Below are 17,791 nucleotides of genomic sequence, written 5' to 3'. Positions count from 1 at the left end.
TTGACTAAAAGTATTGTGATATTTGAAGACATTAATAAATGTATCCAGCTATTTGATGTTTTCAACGAAAAATCAGTAATGCTCTCTGAAGCTATTTTGATCCCACCAATAAGTGAGAAAATATCATCAGACGAAACAGAATTGCTAAATGCGAAAGCAAATATCTTATTCAAATCTCAAAATTTTGAAGATATAAGAATCTTAAATCCTAAACTTGATAGGAAGATCAGGCAAAAAGATATGAGCAGATGGCTAATGCCGTTTGGGTTTATAGCAGGAATAGCTTTTTCTAATATGACAAATTTATCTACCTTCAGCTTTCTTGGTTTAAATAACATCGGGGAATCTCTCATTGGAGGAGTATTAGGAATGGGTTCAGGATATTTAGGAAGCATTGTCTCTTCTGCAAGTATCAACATTAATAGAAATAAAGAGTTAAGATCAATCATTAATTTTAATAAAGAGGGTAAATGGCTTGTTCTACTTGAAAATCAAATTGGAACTGAATTACCTTGGGCTTTGATAAAACAATCAGAAGCAAAAGATATAATTTTTTTAGAAGGCTAAATGATTGACTTAAAAGAAATCTTAATAAATTCAAACTACAAAAAAGAAACTGAGGAATTAATAAATATTGCTAACTTAGCTTACAAACACTGGGAAACTTATTGGACTGGGTTTAATTCAACCTATGTTTGCGAAGAGATTTTAAAAGATTTTGAAAATTTAAATGATTTCAAATTTTTTATTTATGGAGGATTCTCCTCTTCTCAAAGATCTAGGATAGCTTGCTTTAGAGGGGATAATATTCCTGAGGAGGATGCGCTAAAAAGTAATTTTCCAGCTCAAGGAATAAAAATTAATGGGAATTTTTTATTTGATAATGCTACTCAAGACGATTTTAGATCCCTCTTAATTAAAAATGGGGTTAATCAATTAAAAGTTGGGGATATATGGACTATTGGCGATAGGGGAGCACAAGGGATAATTGATAATTTAGATATTGAGCATCTAGATGAAAAGATTTTTTATTTAAGAGACGTAAAAGTAAAAATTAATGTAGTAGGTATAGATGAATTACAAATACCTTCTGGAAGATCAAAAAAACTTGTCAATACAGTAGAAGCCTCAACAAGATTAGATGCTATAGCTTCAGCGGGCTTTAGGGTATCACGAACCAAAATCATTGAAAGGATAGAAAATGGAATGCTCAGATTAAATGGAAGCAAAGTTAATAAACCAACAATTAATCTAAAAATTGGCGACAAACTAGAACTTGAAAATAAAGGATTTATTGAAATTTTAAATTTAGAAATAACCAAAAGAGAACGATGGAAAGTTAAATTACTTAGAAAATGAAACGCAACCTGCTATTTTCTTATAAGGGGAATAAAAATTTCTTCAATTTGGGCGATTAGCTCAGTGGTAGAGCACTACCTCGACACGGTAGTGGCCACTGGTTCGAATCCAGTATCGCCCATTAAAACTTTTGACGACTTAGGTTAGATCCACAGAAAATAATTTCATTTTTTAGATTATTCAAAAAGATGAAACTTAATCAAATAATTAATCTCCATAAGGGTCTCACTGCATTTGTAGTGATAGGTCTTATGATTTTTTTTGATAATTTTACGATCGCTCCCTACGTTTATTTAGCTCTGCATGGTACTTATGGATTACTTTGGCTTTTAAAAGAAAAGATATTCCCAGATCCTTATTTTAAAGAAAAAATCAATTTTTTAACTTCAGTTACTGGTTTTATTTTCCTTGGTAGTTACTGGGTAGCTCCCTATATTCTTATCTCAACTGAGAAATCTGTTCCAAATATTGTAATAGCTGCTTCTGTATCTATAAATATAATTGGTGTGTTTCTACACTTTGCTAGTGATGCCCAAAAATATTTTTCTCTTAAATTAAAAAAAGATCTAATTAAAGAAGGATTTTTCGAAAATATAAGAAATACAAATTATTTAGGAGAAATACTAATTTATCTATCATTCGCCATCCTCTCAATGAGTTTCGTTCCATTAGTAATTCTTGCAATATTTTTCTCTATAGTTTTTCTACCAAGAATGATAAAAAAAGATAAATCGCTCTCAAAATATGATTCATTCGAAGAATACAAAAAGAAAAGTGGTCTAATATTGCCTAAATTAAATGCCTGATAACAACTTACCCAGTTGGAGGCAAGATTTAAAATCTTCTAGAAACAAAGAGGGCAAATCACCCTCTAATAAATGGATACAGCTTGCAACAGTCAGCGAAGAAAATGAGCCAAGATTAAGAACAGTTGTTTTCAGAGGATGGCATAAAGATAGTTCAATGATAATTTTCACAGATAGAAGAAGTGAAAAAATTGGGCATTTAAAATCCAACCCTAATGCAGAAATATTATGGTTCTTTTTGAAAACCAAATCACAATATAGATTTAAAGGAAAAATACGTGAATTAAGTGATAACAAAAATTATTGGGATTCATTATCAGAAAAATCAAAATCTTCTTGGTTTTGGGGGTCTCCTGGAGAGAAAATAAACCCAAAAGTCCAATCTACTCATAAAAGATTATCCAATCTACCGAAGTCAGAAAATTTTGTGGTTCTTAATTTTGAAATATATTCAGTAGATCTTCTTAAATTAGAACAGCCTGTTCATAAACGATATCTTTGGGAAAAGGTTAAAAAATGGGAAAAAGTTGAAATTAATCCTTAAATATTTCTAAATTGTATATTTAGGTTGAAATACATATAGTGATCAGTCAGTTTAAAAAAAGAAGTAATATTTATATGAATTTCTCAGAAATTCCTGAAAACCCTTTCATTTTTCTATCTTGGGTAACTGCTATAGGGCTTTTTATAAGTCTTTGTGAAGCAACGATTAAGATAAAACTTGAGAAGAGAAACAGTTATAGAAAAAGGTTAGAACTAATAAATAGTCTTTATCCTAAAAAATTAGCTTGAAGTATCTGAGAGTATGTTCGCTTGCAGAAATTGAAATAAACCACCTTTGTTTGTTTCTTCTTTAACTTCAATTTGCTTGGAAGGTTTTGCTTTTGTTGAAGGTATAATTTCTTCCTCATCTTCAGATTTCAAAATTCTGATAATGACTTCATCTAAGGAAAAATTACCGGGACCTGTTAATGCAATTGAAGTTGCTGAAGCAAAATATAAAAGTAAAAGCTCTAGTAAGAAAATATTAAAACCTGAAGTAACAAGTGCATGATATATAGCAACAGAAATTGTTCCAACAATTGCCAAAGCTCCGAATCTTGTTGCTAAGCCGATAATTAATAACCAACTACCTCCTATTTCTGAGAATGCCGCTATGTATGATAAAAATATTGGGAATGGGAGATGTAATGGTCTTACAAAAGCATCAGCGAAATTTTCTATGTTTGCTAATTTCTCATAACCGTGATGTATAAGAACAGTTCCAGTTATAACTCTAAGAACTAATAAAGCAGTATCTTTGCTGAACGACTTGGTAAGAATTGTTGAAAGCACTATTAAAAATTTATCCTTAAGTAAAAATAACTAGTCACAGTATCCATCGTGGATTAAAGAGCAAAAGTCGCACCTAAATAAGTATTTATACTTACTTACCAAAGAGGTTATTTTTTTCTGATTAGGAATTCAACTAAGTTAAAAATTATTTTTTTGAAAAATTTTCTAATATTCTCTGATTTATTTTTGGAATATTTTCTTTAAATTTAAAAAACCCTCTTTTAGCAAATTTCCAAGCAAATAAATCTTCATCCCTCACAAGATTAAAAATTTTTTTATGGTGTAAATTTTTAAACTCAGTTATGAAATCATAGTTTTCTCCCACTCCAGGATAAATAATGTCTATTTCGTTAGTATTTTTAAAATTATTTTCCAAAGAATAAGGATCAATCTGTTCAACATTATCAAATTGCTCTAAAAATTCAGAGACCAAATCTTGTTTAAATTTCAATACAGATTCAGACAATTTAATTTGTCTTTGTTCATTTTTTAAAAGGATAATAAATACTTTTTTATAGCTTGGAAGTAAATTTTTAAGGGTTGCAAGGTGTAGATCATTTTCAAACATAATCAGATTATCTGATTTAGGATCCATATCATTTTTATAAATCTCATCTTCAAATGGTATTTGATTAGATTCTTCAAGAAAAATTTGTTGATTACTTATTTTTTCTACTTTAAATCTATTATTTGAAAACTTTCTGAGGTTTGATGATGAAAAAAGATATTGTTTTCCCTTCGTTTGCAATCCTCCGACCCATCTCCAGCTAAGGAGATTAGATGAAGCATCTCCATCAAAAAGATATTTAAAGAAAAACTTTGCTCCTAATTGCCATGGGAGGCCTAAATTAAATATCCAAGTACTCGCAAACCACATTCTTGTATGATTATGCAAATAGTTGTACTGCTTTAATTCGTGTACCCAAGAATTAAAATAATCTAATTCTGTATTGCCATTAATTGCACTTTCATATAACTCATAATCAAAATCGAGATTGTTTTCTGAAATAAAATTTCTCCAAACTTTAGGTCTATTTTCCATCCACCCTTTCCAGTAAACTCTCCAAAATATTTCTTCAACAAATTTAGTTGAATTTTTGATTTTGTACTTACTTTTAATATCATGAATCAGCTCATATTCCGACAATATTCTATGAGTAATGAAAGGCGATAATTTTGAAACTGAACTTTCGTTATTTGGCCCAAAATCAAAATTTCTTAATTTTGCATAATCATTGATTTTGTATTTCGCAAAATTTTCCCAGGTATTTTGAGCTTTTAATAAAAATGACATTTTCTCATAACTTTAAAAAATTTTTTTTGTATTGATGGGAATTTCAAAAATTTGGCTTTAAATTAATCCTTAAAATTTTCTATTTCAATTTTGAGTAAATATGTTTGATTAAAGTATTTAATTTAAACGTCTTATAAGTACATTTTATACTCTTAAATCGCTCTCTGCGTAGGAGGATATTTAGTGGTCAATTACTTTTTAGATCTAATTTTAATTTCAAATCTTTATTTAAATGATTTTTTCTAAAAGATTTTTAAATATTTGTCAAAATTATTATGAATAATTTATTAGTGAGAGATGTTAAGTATCTAGATGAACAATACAGGATAGGTGAAGGCATAATTTCCGATGATGCATTTAAGCAACTTGAAAAGCTCTTTATTCCTGTTGATCAAGAGCCTAACTATTTTAATCAAAAAAATAATAAACTTTTGCCAAAATTAGCCAAAGAAAACTATAAAGAATTTTTGGAAAGTTTGTTAACGAAAACAAGATTAAGCATTCAACCAAAAATTGATGGCTGTGCTATTGCAATTAGATATCTAGATGGCAAGTTTAATAAAGCTATTACAAAAAAAGGATTTGATGTCTCAAGCAAAATTAAACAAATTAAAAACGTCCCCGATTATATTCCTATCAAACGAGATTTTCAAATTAGAGGTGAACTATATGCTACAAACCAAGTTGCCGGCATTTCCCAAAGAATTACAAGAAAATACCTCAATGATAAGAAAGGGATTGGAGAAAGTCTCCGCTTTTGCTGTTTCCAAATACTTAATGGAAGACTTAATCAATACGAAACCCTTAACTATCTTAAAAAATGTGGCTTCAGCACCCCTGACAGTTACTTCACAAATCATACAAGCGAAATCCAAATATATAAAAAAAATTGGTTAGAGAAAAAAATATTTGCGAAATATCCAACTAATGGGATAGTTGTAAAAATAAATAGTAGGAAATTACAGTTACTTAGGGAGAAAAGTTTATCTCAAAATAACGAATGGCAATATGCAATTGAAAAATAATATTAAATAGTACCTTCAATAAGAGCTCACGATAGTGACTTCCAGTATTTACAGTAGAAAAGTAATTAAATTTTGGTTAAATTCCAAAGCAATTTGCAGGATTACTAATGACTGCCACTATTTCAAGACCTAAAATCTCTAACTGGGAAACATCTAATATTCCAAACCTTACAGGCAAAACAGCGCTAATTACTGGTGCGAATAGTGGTCTTGGGTACTACACTGCAAAGGCTTTAGCAGAAAAAAATGCTCATGTTGTTATAGCTTGTAGATCACTTGAAAAAGCTAATCAAACTATCAAAAAACTTAAAGGTCTTAACCCTGAAGGATTATTTACACCTTTAGAATTAGATTTGTCAGATTTAAAAAATATTGTTGAAGTTCAGTCCAAAATTTTTGATAATTTTGAAAATTTGGATTTACTAATCAATAATGCAGGCATTATGCATCCGCCTAAAACTCTTAGTGCCCAAGGATATGAAATACAATTTGCAGTTAATCATCTAGCTCATATGCTTTTGACTCTAAAGCTACTTCCAATTATTGAAAAAAAAGAAGAATCTAGAATAGTGACGGTGACTTCAGGAGCACAATTTTTTGGCAAAGTCGGTTGGAAAAATCTGAAAGCCGAGAACTATTACAACAAATGGGAATCTTACTCCAATAGCAAATTGGCAAATGTAATGTTTGCTTTGGAACTAAATGAGAACTTAAAGCACAAAAATATACTTTCTTTAGCTGCTCACCCAGGAATTGCAAAAACAAATCTCTTTACTGCTCAAAAACCTAACCCTGGACCATTAGAAACATTCTCATTGGAATTATTTAGTCCTATTTTTCAAACTGCTGAGATGGGTGCTTTACCTCAGCTTTTTGCAGCTACTTCACCAGACGCAAGAGGCGGTGATCATTATGGTCCTAGATTTAATTTCAGAGGTCATCCAAAACTATCCCCTACTTCTCCTTTCGCTATGAATAAAAAAGAAAGAAAAAATTTATGGGAAAAAAGCCTCGAAATACTTAATAACTTCTTATAAATTTTTCATTTTTACTAACTTTAGAAAATACTTCAAGATATGTAATTCACTCTCTGAGAGTTTCATAAATTCAGTTAAAGCATCATAATTTTTTTCATCAATTTTTTTTGACAATTGAATAAAACTATCATGGTTTTCATTAACAAAGCGCTCAGCAATCTGAGACGGAGTTAAACCCTGTTCAATTAATTCACCTGGAGCATTTTTCTCCCACTTTTCATAAAACCAAGAGAACCAATATTTTGCAGTATTATCTTCCATTAATTAACTTTTCTTGGGCGAATACTATAAATACTGAAGAAAGATCTCATGATTGAATTACCCTTTAAACACAATTAATATAAATGCAATTATAAATTTAATGATAGATAATCATTCAAGTAAAAGAAATATTAATCTTGTAATTGGATTAGGTAAATCTGGATTTTGGGCTGCCAAGTATTTGAGAAGCATAAATAAGAGAGTAATTGTCTGGGAAAGTAAAGATGGGATAGAATTCTTAGAAAGAAAAACAGCATTAGAAGAGCTTAATATCATAGTTTCTCTAAATAAAGAATTTGTATTTGAAGAAATTCAACCTTTTTTGAAAGAGATCGAATCTGTTGTTGTTAGTCCATCAATACCTTATGACCATATAACTATTATTGAATTAAAAAAAAAGGGAATTAAAGTAATTGGAGAAATTAATGTTGCATGGGAAATTTTAAAAGACACAAATTGGATAGGTATTACTGGCACTAATGGCAAGACTACTGTTACTCATCTATTAAGCCATATACTCTGTGATACTGGATTATATGCGCCTTTTGCTGGAAATATTGGTACACCTTTATGTAAGTATGCTCACTCCAAAAAACATGAAAAAATTGATTGGGTTGTAGCTGAATTAAGCAGTTATCAAATAGAAATATCTCCAGAAGTAAAACCTAATATTGGAATATGGACAACCTTCACAGAAGATCATCTTGAAAGGCATAAAACACTTGAAAACTATTTCAACATAAAAAAAAGCTTGCTAGAAAAATCTGATTTTAGAATTTATAATTATGACGATAAAAACTTAAGAAATCACTACAGTGCGCTATCAAGAGGTGTTTGGATAACAACTAGTTTCGATAAATCTAGTTTTATTCAATGCGATTATTGGATAGATGATCAAGCATTTATTGTTGAGAGAGGCAAGAGACTATTCAAACTTGAACATTTTGCGTTAAAAGGAAAGCATAATCTTCAAAATCTTTTATTGGTAATTGCAGCAGCAAGAAAAGTTGGATTATCTGGAAAGAAGATTAAAGATTCTTTATCTAATTACAAACAATTACCCCATAGGATGGAAACAATTTATAAAAATAATGATCTGGAAATAATTAATGATAGTAAAGCTACAAATTTTGATTCATCTATTGCAGGAATAAGTTCAATTGAAGGTCAAATAATAATTATTGCTGGGGGTAGATTAAAAGGCAATGAATATAGTGAGTGGATAAAAGTTTTAAAGAAAAAAGTTAAATGTGTTTTCCTTTTTGGAGAAAGCTCAAAAGTCCTAAAAATGGCGCTTATTAATGAAGGATTTAAAAAAAATATTTTTGAATTTTCAGAACTGAAAGAGCTTTTAAATTTTGTTTTTCATTATTTACAAAATAATAGGGTTGAAACATTATTATTCTCACCTTCATGCTCTAGTTTTGATCAATTTAAAAATTATGAAGAGCGTGGAGATTATTTTAAGAAACTAATAAGTGAAAAATTAAAGGTTAATAAATCCATTTTTTGTTCAAGTATCATTTCGTAATTTCAGGTCGGTCATCACAACCGTTTACCCTCTAGCAAATATTCACTTAATTAGTTAGATTTTGACTATAAATTAACTACTAGCAATGAGTGAATCTAACAATTTACCTCAAGCAATAAGTCATAAAAAATTAAGTTACTTGATGCTTAAGGCACAAAAGGATGCTCATTTTTCTGATGAATTAGCAGAAATAGAAAGCCCCGAAAAAAGAGAATTTGAAGAGTTAATAAACAATTGGGAAGCTTCAACTAAGAAGGTAGTTAATGAGTTATCAAAAAGAAAAGAGAATTTACTAAAAGATAAATCACCAAATTCTTTAATTGCACTTGGTGCTATGGAAGTTCACCTTAATATGGCTTTGCAAGCCTTGAATGCATTTAATAAAGGAGTTGATGGTTAAAAATAACAAATAAATTATAAGGAAGGCATCGAAAACAAAAGAAAATCTAAGTCTTTTTCAGTATCTATAGAGACATCATCATAGTAATTAACTTCAAAACCCAAACCATCTCCAGATTCGAGAAATATATTTGAATTAGAGTCTTTACTTTTTAATAAAAGATTACCTTCTATTATTTGTATCCAATTATATTTATCGATTTTTAATGGCAATTTTTTTTCTTTAATTGGTTTATATTTACAACGCCATAAAGAGATACTCTGATTTAGAAAAAGCTTATTATTTTTACCGTCTTTGTAATTAAATATAAGATTATCCCACAACTTTTCATTTAATGAAATTTGATCATATCGAGGTTTGATATTTTCTTTTTGAGGGTATATCCAAATCTGGAACAACTTACAGTTCTCATTTTCTTCATTCTTCTCGCTATGCGATATTCCAGTACCTGCAGACATAACTTGTATTTCATCTTTGTGAATTTTTCCAAGATTATTTAAAGAGTCTCTATGAGTTATGGCTCCTTTTGTTACGACAGTAATTATTTCCATATTTGCATGAGAATGTGTATTAAATCCTGCATTAGGAGAAATAATATCTTCGTTAATAACTCTAATTTTCCCAAAATTATCCCATTTTGGATCTCTATGCTCTGCGAAAGAAAATGAATGCATCGAATTAAGCCATTCTCTAGTCGATCTAAATCTTTCGTGCGATTTCCTTATTTTAATTATTTTCAAAGACATAAATACTAAGAAATAAATATGGTGTATTTGTGTAAATTAAATATTTTTGAAAATTATAAATTAAGTGAAATTACTTTTTATTTATTTGTTGATTTTACTTTGTGCTTTATTTGCTTTATTAATTATTTTTTTTGCTTCTTCTCTTGTAGAACATTTTTCTGCCTCAACATTCAAGTTTTTTAGTTTATTTAATTGCTTTGAAATTTTCATATTAGGTTAACTCAACAAATAGAAATTAACACATATTTAATGGAATAGCTAAAAATACTGGTTTGCATTTGAGCCTTACTACCTAAAAATAAGATTCAAGGATGGAATTATCAGAACAGTATAGAGGGTGTATTGGATTATCTTTGATTGTTTTCTTTATTAAAAGCGGTCCAAGAGAATTATTAAAATTATTTTTCCTAATTGAGTTATATTGCATTATTTTTTTTGATATTTTTTTATTTCTATTTAGAAATTTACCTTTGTTACCCCAACCTAACCATAAATCACAATTTTCACTTTCAGACCAGTGTTTTAAGTTTTTATAAATATGATTATTGTTTAGATAGCCCACAGGGTTTTTATGTTTAAAAAGCTTTTCTGGTTTGCTTGAAATCAGAGCAAATAGATTTATTAATTTTACTTTGCCGTAATTATTGTTTTTCGAAATTTTGATTATCTTTTTTGTTGTGTTGTCCAAGAAAACTCTATCCGATAATGAGGGATTTAAACCAATAAAGATAATCTCTTTTTTTAATTTAGAAATCTTATAACTTAAACTCCATCTGTATAGTTTGTTTGCACTTATTAAACAATCTCTTTCTAGAAATAAATTATTCAACCTAAACCTACACCTCTAGCCATGAGAGTGGCAAACAAAGGTATTGTTGCGAAGCCCACTAATTCAGTAGTAATGATTAGTCTGAACCTCTTGACTAGATTTTCAGATATTTCAGGTAATTTATTCTTACTTAATGGAATGGCCCATAAGATATAGGTTGTTGTTGGGTATAAAGAAAGTAATCCCACAAGAATATAAAGAGAAACCTTTATCCAAAACACAGGATTGCCTGTATAGAAATCACCTCCTTGACCAAAATACTTAACACGCAAAATCCCAGTAACTAATATCGCAACTCCTGCTAAACCATAAACCACATCTGCAATTATCATTGAGATCGTCTGATTTCTATTAAGACCTACTTTGAGAGTCAGTCTTTCAAACAAAAGAGAACCAAAACACAATATTATTCCTAAATAATGAACATATGCTACCAATGCACTTTTCGCAATTTCACCTGTCAATAAAGTTCCTAATAACATTTTCTAGTCAAAATTTATACAATCCTAACCACCAAATAAAGAATTTGTTTAGAAAATAAATTAAAAAATAAAAAGTCAGGTATTGAATCTAGGACTCTAAAAACCTTTTTTGACCATCTTCAAAGAAATCCTTTTTATTCCATACTTCGATTACATCTGGGAAATGTTTTTCCATACAATTATCACAAACCCCATGACTGAATCTAATATCACTAATTTTCGAAAGATATTTTTCTAAATGCATCCAATCACCCTCCTTATTTTTCACTTCTCTGCAATATGAACAGACAGATAAAATACCTTCCTGTTTGTGCAAGTTAGACAAAGCATCTAGCAAGTTCAATGACTTTTTTCTAAGCTCTAAAAATGAAACTATTTGCTTGGATAATAATTCCATAATATTGAATTGTTGTGTAGTTAGATTTCCAGGCTTTCTGTCTATTACGCAAAGAGTTCCAAGTTTATTACCATCACTATTTCTAAGGGGAAAACCTGCATAAAAACGAATCTTGGGGTCTCCTGTTACCAATGGATTATTTATAAACCTTTCATCTTGGAAAGCATCATGAATAATTAATGGACTATTTTCTTTTATTGCATGGGTACAAAAAGACCAATCTCTTCTAGTTTCTGATATTTGAAGTCCTATTTTGGATTTAAACCATTGTTTGTCTTTGTCTACCAATGTCATTAAAGAAATAGGCACATTACAGGTTGTAGCAGCAATCTTTGTAATATCGTCATAACATGATTCTGGCTTAGTTCCCAAAATCCTATATTCTGCTAAAGCTTTTAATCTTCTTTCCTCTTCTTCTTTTTTTGATACAAGATTCTGCATTAATCTTCACCAATAATTTAAACTTTAAAATTAAAGTTTCTTCAAAAAACTTTTTCCTTCTAATACTTAATAAAAAAAAGATAAACTTATTGAATTGTTACTTACTGATTTATTACTTATTAATTTATTATTGATTGATTTAACTTTGAGACTGCCATCCCAGCGATCCATCCACTTGTCCAACAATGTTGAAAATTAAATCCACCAGTGATCCCATCAACATCCAAAACTTCTCCAGAAAAAAATAACCCTGGACAAATTAAGCTCTCCATACTTTTAAAATTAACCTCATTAATTTTTACGCCTCCGGAAGTAACAAATTCCTCTCCAAATGGACCTTTACCCGAAATTTTATATTTATCCCTCATTAAGGTATTTATCATTTTCTCTCTTTCATCCGCCAGTAAATCAGCCCACTTTTTCTCTTCATCAATACCTATTTTCTTTAATAAAAAAATCCATAATCTTTTTGTTAATAGTGGAACAGGTCTACTATTAATAAGATTCACCTTGCCTTTATTTAATCTTAAATAATTAATTTTTTCTTTTAACTCCTCATAACTGAAAGAAGACCATTTAATGATTAAATTAAATTTATATTTTTGACTATAAAGTTCCCTTGCTGCAATTGATGAAAGTTTTAATACAGCTGGCCCACTAAACCCCCAATGCGTTATTAGTAAATCGCCTCTATTTCGAAAATTCTTATTATTTAAATTAATTTCTATATCTATGCCCCTTATCGATACCCCACTACATTCATCCAAATTTGGTTCTTTTGTGGAAAAAGTAAAAAGCGATGGTACAGGTTTAACAATGGTGTGTCCAAGATTTTGAGCTAATTTATATCCGCTTGGATTACCTCCAGTTGAAAGAATAATATTTTTTGCAGTTACCTTTGCTTTTTTAAGACTAAAAATATTGAATATATTATCTGGAGTTTTTGCAATTTCTTTTACAAAAAATTTTGTTAGTATCTCTACGTTTTTTGATAAAGCACTTTTTCTCAAACAATCAATAACATCTGAAGAAGAATTAGACACTGGAAATACTCTTAGATCTTCCTCAATTTTTAATTTTAAACCTTTTTTCTCAAACCAATCGTATACATCTCCAGCAGCAAAACGATTAAATGATTCCAAGAGCTGAATTCCACCTCTGGGATAATTCTCAATTAGTTCATTCGGTATCCATGTTGCATTAGTGACATTACATCTTCCCCCTCCACTAATCCTTACTTTCTCCATAAGTTTTGAAGTTCCTTCAAGAATTATTATTCTTTTTACTCCATTTTCAGCAGCAGTTATTGCTGTCATAAAACCGGCTGCACCGCCTCCAACAACTGCTAAATCAAAAGGTTCCACAAACTTATTATTTAATATGCCTCAATCTGATAATAGCAAGTAGTTATAAAGAAAAATTAGTCAAAAAACCATAAAAAAATAAATATAAAACTTTAAAACTACATAATAAATAGCTACGATTCGCTAATTTTTAAATTTCTAGAAAAATCAACACAGTCGTTATTTTTATGCTTTAAGTTAATTAAATGAGTCTGTTATTTTCTTACGTTAAATATTCTGAGGCCAGTTTTCCTATGACTGGTCAATATACTGCTCTTCTTTTAATAACTTCTGTTATTTGGGTTTTACTTTGGTTTGGATATAGACAAAATAAGATAAATGATGAGATCAAGAAAAAAGAAAAAGAAGAAAGAATTAATGCGAAAGTTCAAAGAAGAAAGAAGTTAGAGAGTTTGTACCCTACTAATAAAAAAACTGTTTAAATAAACTATTTTAGAAACATGAAAAAAAATAATTTCAAATCACTAATTCAGTACTTTCCAGGGATTTTGATTCTTATTTATGTATTCTTTTTAGCATTTAGTCAATTTATAAAATAAAATTTTTAAAAATTATTCGTTTTGATTGGAATCCTTTCTGCTTTTGGAGCTGCTACATCTTGGACATATGCATGTTTTATTTGGCGCTCACAAACTCAAAAATATAAATCAATAGATATTAATTTAATAAAAAATATAATAGCTTTTTTAATTTTTATACCTGCTTTTACCACTCTAAGTTCTACAACTGAATTAAAAAACATATTTATCCTACTAATTAGTGGAATAATAGGTATTGGTTTAGGTGATACTTTCTATTTAAATTCACTAAAAACAATTGGCACAAGAAAAACTTTATCTATAGAAACTCTTTCTCCTTTAATCGCAGCTTTATCAGGGGAATTTTTTATTAATGAAAATTTAACAACTAAATCATGGTTTGGAATAATTATAGTAACGATTTCGCTATTCATAATTCTCAGAAAAGGTAACGATTTTAAAGAGGAAAACTCCTCTTCCTCAAAAAAAAATAACCTTAAGATTTTTGCTTTTCCTTTTTTATCAGTTTTATGTGCTGTTCTTGGAGGTCTTTTATCAAGGATGGTTTTCCTTCAAAGCAATTTATCTCCTTTCCTTACAACTGAAATAAGATTATTAGGTGCAATAATTTTTTTAATTAGTCTAAAAGGATTTAAGATTAATTTTTTCTTAAAAACCAAAGACAAAAAACAACAAAAAAGATTTTTTATTTCAATACTTCTTGGAACAAATATAGGAATATTTCTACAACAAGTTGTGTTTAAAACCCTTCCTATAGGAGTAGGATGGGCTTTATTAAGCATATCTCCAGTAATTTCCTTATTTTTTGCTAAGACTGAGGAAAGAGAAATTACCAAAAAAATAATATTTTTTACTTGTTTTTTATTTTTTGGCTTGACATTAATAATTCTTTAATCTCTTAGTTAATGTAAAAAATACTCATGTTAATAAAAATCAAATTAAATAAAATTAGCCTATAAACACTCAAAAAATGAAAACATTAAAGAAAAAAAGACTCGGAACATTTGAAGTTTATGTTATTTTTTTAAGCTGCATTTATGCAGGCTTCATAGGTTATAAATCTCTATTAAATGTTTTATTTACTTGAAATTAATTAATTCTTTCTAATGATTTAATCAACTTACCTCCATCTTGATCATCATCATCATTTGAAGCGAAAAATAAAAAAAATATTCCTAAAGAAGCTATAGATAGCGAAATTGACAATACAGAAAGCTCATCCATAAATTAGAAATTTTTTTTATGATAGACGAAAAAAAATAAAAGACAGTAAAGAAATACACATTCTCGAAAATAAATATTTCTTTTATTTGTAAAATGAAAAAACACATCCGAACTATTTCGTGAAAGTTCTAATAACTTCCCCCTGTAGTGCAAGCGTTATAATTCAGTATGGAATAAAAAGTTGGCCTATTTGGGAATGTGAGCCAAGCAAATTTCAATGGAATTACGACGATAAGGAAATTTGCTTAATTATTGAAGGTCAAGCGAAAATAAGTACCCAAAACGGTGACATTTACGTGATTAAAGCTGGAGATCTAGTTGAGTTTCCTGCTGGACTTAACTGCGAATGGGAAGTAACCAAAAGTATTAAAAAACATTATCGATTGGGTAGCTAAATTTAAAAAAAATGATTTTTTCTTCTTTACTGTTAAGTCAATGTAGATAAAATATGATTAATAAATAATTTCAAGAAGGAAACTAATATTATGCCTTTTACTGATCAAGAATATTTTGAGGTTATTGAAAAAAACGAAATAGTAAAAAAGGCTTTTGAAAATATTAAGCAAATTTGCATTGATTTACAAAAACAAACAAATTGTCCCGAAGAGGATCTAAAAGATTTTCTTGAATTTATTTCTAAACAATGGAATAAGTAATAATTAAAAAGCCTTTAAATACTAAATTTAAAATTTCAATTTAGTTTTCTTGGACAATAAGATCTAATCTAATTCCTTTTTTGGTTTTGTATTGATACTGGAAGTTCCCTTAGCAGCAGAAACGAAAAAAAAGAAGCCTACAATTCCTGATATACCAAATATCGCAGCCAAAGGATCAAAAGTGAAAGAAAACATAGAATTTATAAAATCAAGATAAATAATAGTTTTTGAATCAAAATTGTACAATTATTGTTAAGTATAAAAAATAACAATCACGCGATTCATTATGTCATTATTAGTTTCTTGGTAGGTTCAAAAAAAATTATTATTCAAATTGATTTTAAGAATAAAAATATCAATATATAACAAAGATCTACTTGTGCTAAAGAGAAAAGTTTTTAAAAAATATTTATAGAAATATTGAATAAAACACTCCCCAGAAGATCCACAATTGTTGTTTCTTTAGATTAATATCAGTTCATGACAGAATTTTACTCAGCTTCTTCCTCAGTAAGTCCTTTTGCTGCAATAATGTGGTGCCTTTACCCAGTAGCTGTACTTGTAATTATTGAATTACTTCTGGGGGGTGGGTTTGATGATGACAATAATGACGATCAAGATGGTGGAATGTTAATACCTGCTTACTCTAAATCAGACGTTTGAAACTTTTTAGATTTTAAATTATAATCTCTGAAAAAATTTCAGTAAATTGATTAACAATATTGATATAACTTATATTTCCCTAATTACACTTACGATTCTTATAGTTTCTTCTCTGTCTTGGCTTGTCTTGAGAACCCTTAAAGAAGGTAGAAAAGCTTTAATAGATATAAATAAGGATAAATCGTAAAAAACTTAAATAAATACTAGAATTTGAAAGATTACCAAGTTAAACAATTACAAATTCATATTTGTTTTTTATTGTGACGGAGCTCTTCTACTAATTACTTTAAAAATAAAAATGCATCTTAATTCTTTACTTTATATTTGTTCTATATCTTTATTCATTTATATAATGGCGCTATTTTGGAGAGACTTGCCAAATCAAAAAAAATAAATAATTAATATTAATTTTGTTGCTTATAAAAATAAATTGAGTTATTAATTTAATATTGGATTTAATTTTTTATATAAATGCTTAAAGAATCTTCAAATAACAATAACAAAAATATATTCTCTGAGACTTCAAGTATTGCAAAAGAAAAGATGATTTGCAAAGACGGATTCTGTTCATTACCAAATCAAGATGAGATCACAAAACAAGATTCAAATGATATGAATTTATTTGATCCTATTAAGTAAATAAATAATATTTTGATAAATTGAAGATTAAATTGATAATGTTAGATTCTTTGAATTTTTAATTTATGTTTAATGACTTTTTAAACGCATATAAAGAGTTTTGGATTAAAGCTACAGATTTCAAAGGATATACATCTCGATCAGACTGGTGGTTAGTTCAATTAGCAAATCTTATAATTTCTATCCTAACTATCCCAATATTTCTAAAAACTTTTGGATTCAATGCTTATGGAATAGTTTGTATAATTCCTCAAATAGCTATTGATGTAAGAAGAATCAGAGATTTTGGAAAAGATTGGAAATGGATCTTTATTAATTTAATACCTATCTTCGGATGGATCTTGTGGTTCATCTGGCTAGGATTTGGTAAGAAAGGTAATGGGAACAATAAACTTATATAGAAATTAACTCTTCATTTTTTTATTTTTAAAATCTACAAATCTTACCTTGTTTCTTAACCCTATTTGTTTTTCAAGAATTCTAAACACATGCATCTCGCATTCTGTTAATTTAAGAAACTGATCTAGTGTATCTTTATCTTCTTCATCAAAATCTTCGAAAACTTCAGAAATAGCAATACTATTTCTAGAAATAAAATCCTCTGCAACATGTCGTGGATTCTTTCCTGATTCGAAATCCTTAAAAGCTTCATAAGAATTAAGTTCTCTAGTTAACCATTTAAACCATGGTTCATTTTTATTATTTTTTTTATTTATAATTTTCTTCATGAAAAATTTTTTACTATTTTCATCATTATTAGTTA

28 protein-coding genes and 1 tRNA gene are annotated in these 17,791 nt (G+C 28.6%); 17 read left to right on the top strand and 12 right to left on the bottom strand.

The window, feature by feature from the left end; all coding sequences use genetic code 11:
* The 6 genes from BS621_RS06515 to BS621_RS09525 all read left to right on the top strand — a co-directional run bounded on the left by BS621_RS06515 (position 1) and on the right by BS621_RS09525 (position 2,957).
* Positions 1 to 567, top strand: a complete 567-nt coding sequence (locus BS621_RS06515; protein WP_032520207.1) for a hypothetical protein — start codon at positions 1 to 3, stop codon at positions 565 to 567.
* Complete coding sequence (locus BS621_RS06510) at positions 568 to 1,359, top strand: photosystem II S4 domain protein (RefSeq protein WP_011863468.1); 792 nt, start codon at positions 568 to 570, stop codon at positions 1,357 to 1,359.
* Positions 1,360 to 1,408: 49 nt separating this feature from the next.
* Positions 1,409 to 1,480, top strand: a tRNA-Val gene (locus BS621_RS06505).
* A gap of 67 nt (positions 1,481 to 1,547) precedes the next feature.
* Positions 1,548 to 2,165 (top strand): DUF1295 domain-containing protein, encoded by a 618-nt coding sequence (locus BS621_RS06500; protein ID WP_077142232.1) that lies wholly within the window; start codon positions 1,548 to 1,550, stop codon positions 2,163 to 2,165.
* On the top strand, positions 2,158 to 2,709 hold the full coding sequence (locus tag BS621_RS06495; RefSeq protein ID WP_077142231.1) for a pyridoxamine 5'-phosphate oxidase family protein: 552 nt from the start codon (positions 2,158 to 2,160) through the stop codon (positions 2,707 to 2,709). Before BS621_RS06500 ends, BS621_RS06495 begins: the two co-directional genes overlap by 8 nt.
* A gap of 74 nt (positions 2,710 to 2,783) precedes the next feature.
* Positions 2,784 to 2,957, top strand: a complete 174-nt coding sequence (locus BS621_RS09525; RefSeq protein ID WP_198025640.1) for a hypothetical protein — start codon at positions 2,784 to 2,786, stop codon at positions 2,955 to 2,957.
* Here the strand turns inward: BS621_RS09525 and BS621_RS06490 are convergent.
* Positions 2,949 to 3,500 (bottom strand): DoxX family protein, encoded by a 552-nt coding sequence (locus BS621_RS06490; protein WP_077142230.1) that lies wholly within the window; start codon positions 3,498 to 3,500, stop codon positions 2,949 to 2,951. The two genes, BS621_RS09525 and BS621_RS06490, sit on opposite strands and share 9 nt — an antisense overlap.
* A gap of 145 nt (positions 3,501 to 3,645) precedes the next feature.
* Positions 3,646 to 4,794 (bottom strand): FAD-binding domain-containing protein, encoded by a 1,149-nt coding sequence (locus BS621_RS06485; RefSeq protein WP_077142229.1) that lies wholly within the window; start codon positions 4,792 to 4,794, stop codon positions 3,646 to 3,648.
* Between the two features lie 275 nt (positions 4,795 to 5,069).
* Between BS621_RS06485 and BS621_RS06480 the strand changes: the two genes are divergently transcribed.
* Positions 5,070 to 5,819 (top strand): NAD-dependent DNA ligase, encoded by a 750-nt coding sequence (locus BS621_RS06480; protein WP_077142228.1) that lies wholly within the window; start codon positions 5,070 to 5,072, stop codon positions 5,817 to 5,819.
* Between the two features lie 107 nt (positions 5,820 to 5,926).
* On the top strand, positions 5,927 to 6,856 hold the full coding sequence (locus BS621_RS06475) for an oxidoreductase (RefSeq protein WP_025923470.1): 930 nt from the start codon (positions 5,927 to 5,929) through the stop codon (positions 6,854 to 6,856).
* On the opposite strand, the gene BS621_RS06470 is transcribed toward BS621_RS06475, so the two are convergent.
* Complete coding sequence (locus tag BS621_RS06470; RefSeq protein WP_025900824.1) at positions 6,851 to 7,117, bottom strand: hypothetical protein; 267 nt, start codon at positions 7,115 to 7,117, stop codon at positions 6,851 to 6,853. The genes BS621_RS06475 and BS621_RS06470 overlap by 6 nt on opposite strands.
* Positions 7,118 to 7,217: 100 nt before the next feature.
* Between BS621_RS06470 and murD the strand changes: the two genes are divergently transcribed.
* Together murD and BS621_RS06460 are read left to right on the top strand one after the other, a co-directional pair.
* Positions 7,218 to 8,648: a UDP-N-acetylmuramoyl-L-alanine--D-glutamate ligase gene (murD, locus tag BS621_RS06465; protein WP_077142681.1), complete on the top strand. Its 1,431-nt coding sequence runs from the start codon at positions 7,218 to 7,220 to the stop codon at positions 8,646 to 8,648.
* Between the two features lie 85 nt (positions 8,649 to 8,733).
* Positions 8,734 to 9,048, top strand: coding sequence for an MATH domain-containing protein (locus tag BS621_RS06460; protein ID WP_077142227.1), 315 nt, complete (start codon positions 8,734 to 8,736; stop codon positions 9,046 to 9,048).
* A gap of 14 nt (positions 9,049 to 9,062) precedes the next feature.
* Here the strand turns inward: BS621_RS06460 and BS621_RS06455 are convergent, their stop codons facing one another.
* The 6 genes from BS621_RS06455 to BS621_RS06435 form a co-directional block, all read right to left on the bottom strand.
* Positions 9,063 to 9,794, bottom strand: coding sequence for a pirin family protein (locus BS621_RS06455; RefSeq protein ID WP_077142226.1), 732 nt, complete (start codon positions 9,792 to 9,794; stop codon positions 9,063 to 9,065).
* 81 nt (positions 9,795 to 9,875) lie between these two features.
* On the bottom strand, positions 9,876 to 10,004 hold the full coding sequence (locus BS621_RS09720; RefSeq protein WP_011863480.1) for a hypothetical protein: 129 nt from the start codon (positions 10,002 to 10,004) through the stop codon (positions 9,876 to 9,878).
* An 82-nt stretch (positions 10,005 to 10,086) separates the two neighbouring features.
* Positions 10,087 to 10,623: a DUF1643 domain-containing protein gene (locus tag BS621_RS06450; protein ID WP_077142225.1), complete on the bottom strand. Its 537-nt coding sequence runs from the start codon at positions 10,621 to 10,623 to the stop codon at positions 10,087 to 10,089.
* Positions 10,620 to 11,105, bottom strand: coding sequence for a DUF2214 family protein (locus tag BS621_RS06445; protein ID WP_025952041.1), 486 nt, complete (start codon positions 11,103 to 11,105; stop codon positions 10,620 to 10,622). Before BS621_RS06445 ends, BS621_RS06450 begins: the two co-directional genes overlap by 4 nt.
* An 88-nt stretch (positions 11,106 to 11,193) precedes the next feature.
* Positions 11,194 to 11,943 carry a GAF domain-containing protein gene (locus BS621_RS06440; protein ID WP_025922563.1) on the bottom strand — a complete coding sequence of 250 codons (750 nt, stop codon included), beginning with the start codon at positions 11,941 to 11,943 and terminating at the stop codon, positions 11,194 to 11,196.
* A gap of 119 nt (positions 11,944 to 12,062) precedes the next feature.
* Positions 12,063 to 13,307, bottom strand: coding sequence for an NAD(P)/FAD-dependent oxidoreductase (locus BS621_RS06435; RefSeq protein WP_025952042.1), 1,245 nt, complete (start codon positions 13,305 to 13,307; stop codon positions 12,063 to 12,065).
* A 185-nt stretch (positions 13,308 to 13,492) separates the two neighbouring features.
* On the opposite strand from BS621_RS06435, the gene BS621_RS06430 reads away from it, so the two are divergent.
* Together BS621_RS06430 and BS621_RS06425 are read left to right on the top strand one after the other, a co-directional pair.
* Positions 13,493 to 13,729, top strand: a complete 237-nt coding sequence (locus BS621_RS06430) for a hypothetical protein (RefSeq protein ID WP_025954851.1) — start codon at positions 13,493 to 13,495, stop codon at positions 13,727 to 13,729.
* 138 nt (positions 13,730 to 13,867) lie between these two features.
* Entirely contained in the window at positions 13,868 to 14,740 is an 873-nt protein-coding gene (locus BS621_RS06425) for an EamA family transporter (RefSeq protein WP_077142224.1), read from the top strand.
* A gap of 195 nt (positions 14,741 to 14,935) precedes the next feature.
* On the opposite strand, the gene BS621_RS09715 is transcribed toward BS621_RS06425, so the two are convergent.
* Positions 14,936 to 15,070, bottom strand: a complete 135-nt coding sequence (locus BS621_RS09715; RefSeq protein ID WP_012008254.1) for a hypothetical protein — start codon at positions 15,068 to 15,070, stop codon at positions 14,936 to 14,938.
* A 119-nt stretch (positions 15,071 to 15,189) separates the two neighbouring features.
* Between BS621_RS09715 and BS621_RS06420 the strand changes: the two genes are divergently transcribed.
* The gene (locus BS621_RS06420; RefSeq protein ID WP_025923478.1) at positions 15,190 to 15,465 is read left to right on the top strand and encodes a cupin domain-containing protein; all 276 of its coding nucleotides are present in this window, start codon (positions 15,190 to 15,192) and stop codon (positions 15,463 to 15,465) included.
* Between the two features lie 90 nt (positions 15,466 to 15,555).
* Positions 15,556 to 15,726: a hypothetical protein gene (locus BS621_RS09520; RefSeq protein ID WP_011863490.1), complete on the top strand. Its 171-nt coding sequence runs from the start codon at positions 15,556 to 15,558 to the stop codon at positions 15,724 to 15,726.
* A 63-nt stretch (positions 15,727 to 15,789) separates the two neighbouring features.
* On the opposite strand, the gene BS621_RS09710 is transcribed toward BS621_RS09520, so the two are convergent.
* Positions 15,790 to 15,921, bottom strand: a complete 132-nt coding sequence (locus tag BS621_RS09710) for a hypothetical protein (RefSeq protein ID WP_257008698.1) — start codon at positions 15,919 to 15,921, stop codon at positions 15,790 to 15,792.
* Positions 15,922 to 16,206: 285 nt separating this feature from the next.
* Between BS621_RS09710 and BS621_RS06410 the strand changes: the two genes are divergently transcribed.
* From BS621_RS06410 to BS621_RS06405, 3 genes are all read left to right on the top strand, one after another.
* Positions 16,207 to 16,389 carry a hypothetical protein gene (locus BS621_RS06410; protein WP_025952046.1) on the top strand — a complete coding sequence of 61 codons (183 nt, stop codon included), beginning with the start codon at positions 16,207 to 16,209 and terminating at the stop codon, positions 16,387 to 16,389.
* A 471-nt stretch (positions 16,390 to 16,860) separates the two neighbouring features.
* Positions 16,861 to 17,028: a hypothetical protein gene (locus tag BS621_RS09515; protein ID WP_198025641.1), complete on the top strand. Its 168-nt coding sequence runs from the start codon at positions 16,861 to 16,863 to the stop codon at positions 17,026 to 17,028.
* A 65-nt stretch (positions 17,029 to 17,093) separates the two neighbouring features.
* The gene (locus BS621_RS06405) at positions 17,094 to 17,429 is read left to right on the top strand and encodes a DUF805 domain-containing protein (RefSeq protein WP_077142223.1); all 336 of its coding nucleotides are present in this window, start codon (positions 17,094 to 17,096) and stop codon (positions 17,427 to 17,429) included.
* Between the two features lie 3 nt (positions 17,430 to 17,432).
* Here BS621_RS06405 and BS621_RS06400 read toward each other — a convergent pair whose 3' ends face one another.
* Positions 17,433 to 17,756: a hypothetical protein gene (locus BS621_RS06400; RefSeq protein ID WP_025956954.1), complete on the bottom strand. Its 324-nt coding sequence runs from the start codon at positions 17,754 to 17,756 to the stop codon at positions 17,433 to 17,435.
* Positions 17,757 to 17,791 lie beyond the last annotated feature (35 nt).

Origin of the sequence: Prochlorococcus sp. RS04 (genome assembly GCF_001989455.1) — a bacterium.
In the GTDB taxonomy this organism is placed as follows: Bacteria; Cyanobacteriota; Cyanobacteriia; order PCC-6307; family Cyanobiaceae; genus Prochlorococcus_A.
This window is presented reverse-complemented; position numbering and strand designations above follow the sequence as displayed.

Bases quoted from the DNA above. Each gene is read 5' to 3' on its own strand.
- BS621_RS06510 (WP_011863468.1), top strand. From the start codon at position 568: ATGATTGACTTAAAAGAAATCTTAATAAATTCAAACTACAAAAAAGAA.
- BS621_RS06500 (WP_077142232.1), top strand. From the start codon at position 1,548: ATGAAACTTAATCAAATAATTAATCTCCATAAGGGTCTCACTGCATTT.
- BS621_RS06495 (WP_077142231.1), top strand. From the start codon at position 2,158: ATGCCTGATAACAACTTACCCAGTTGGAGGCAAGATTTAAAATCTTCT.
- BS621_RS09525 (WP_198025640.1), top strand. From the start codon at position 2,784: ATGAATTTCTCAGAAATTCCTGAAAACCCTTTCATTTTTCTATCTTGG.
- BS621_RS06485 (WP_077142229.1), bottom strand. From the start codon at position 4,794: ATGTCATTTTTATTAAAAGCTCAAAATACCTGGGAAAATTTTGCGAAA.
- BS621_RS06480 (WP_077142228.1), top strand. From the start codon at position 5,070: ATGAATAATTTATTAGTGAGAGATGTTAAGTATCTAGATGAACAATAC.
- BS621_RS06475 (WP_025923470.1), top strand. From the start codon at position 5,927: ATGACTGCCACTATTTCAAGACCTAAAATCTCTAACTGGGAAACATCT.
- BS621_RS06470 (WP_025900824.1), bottom strand. From the start codon at position 7,117: ATGGAAGATAATACTGCAAAATATTGGTTCTCTTGGTTTTATGAAAAG.
- murD (WP_077142681.1), top strand. From the start codon at position 7,218: ATGATAGATAATCATTCAAGTAAAAGAAATATTAATCTTGTAATTGGA.
- BS621_RS06460 (WP_077142227.1), top strand. From the start codon at position 8,734: ATGAGTGAATCTAACAATTTACCTCAAGCAATAAGTCATAAAAAATTA.
- BS621_RS06455 (WP_077142226.1), bottom strand. From the start codon at position 9,794: ATGTCTTTGAAAATAATTAAAATAAGGAAATCGCACGAAAGATTTAGA.
- BS621_RS09720 (WP_011863480.1), bottom strand. From the start codon at position 10,004: ATGAAAATTTCAAAGCAATTAAATAAACTAAAAAACTTGAATGTTGAG.
- BS621_RS06445 (WP_025952041.1), bottom strand. From the start codon at position 11,105: ATGTTATTAGGAACTTTATTGACAGGTGAAATTGCGAAAAGTGCATTG.
- BS621_RS06440 (WP_025922563.1), bottom strand. From the start codon at position 11,943: ATGCAGAATCTTGTATCAAAAAAAGAAGAAGAGGAAAGAAGATTAAAA.
- BS621_RS06430 (WP_025954851.1), top strand. From the start codon at position 13,493: ATGAGTCTGTTATTTTCTTACGTTAAATATTCTGAGGCCAGTTTTCCT.
- BS621_RS09715 (WP_012008254.1), bottom strand. From the start codon at position 15,070: ATGGATGAGCTTTCTGTATTGTCAATTTCGCTATCTATAGCTTCTTTA.
- BS621_RS09520 (WP_011863490.1), top strand. From the start codon at position 15,556: ATGCCTTTTACTGATCAAGAATATTTTGAGGTTATTGAAAAAAACGAA.
- BS621_RS09710 (WP_257008698.1), bottom strand. From the start codon at position 15,921: ATGTTTTCTTTCACTTTTGATCCTTTGGCTGCGATATTTGGTATATCA.
- BS621_RS06410 (WP_025952046.1), top strand. From the start codon at position 16,207: ATGACAGAATTTTACTCAGCTTCTTCCTCAGTAAGTCCTTTTGCTGCA.
- BS621_RS09515 (WP_198025641.1), top strand. From the start codon at position 16,861: ATGCTTAAAGAATCTTCAAATAACAATAACAAAAATATATTCTCTGAG.
- BS621_RS06405 (WP_077142223.1), top strand. From the start codon at position 17,094: ATGTTTAATGACTTTTTAAACGCATATAAAGAGTTTTGGATTAAAGCT.
- BS621_RS06400 (WP_025956954.1), bottom strand. From the start codon at position 17,756: ATGAAGAAAATTATAAATAAAAAAAATAATAAAAATGAACCATGGTTT.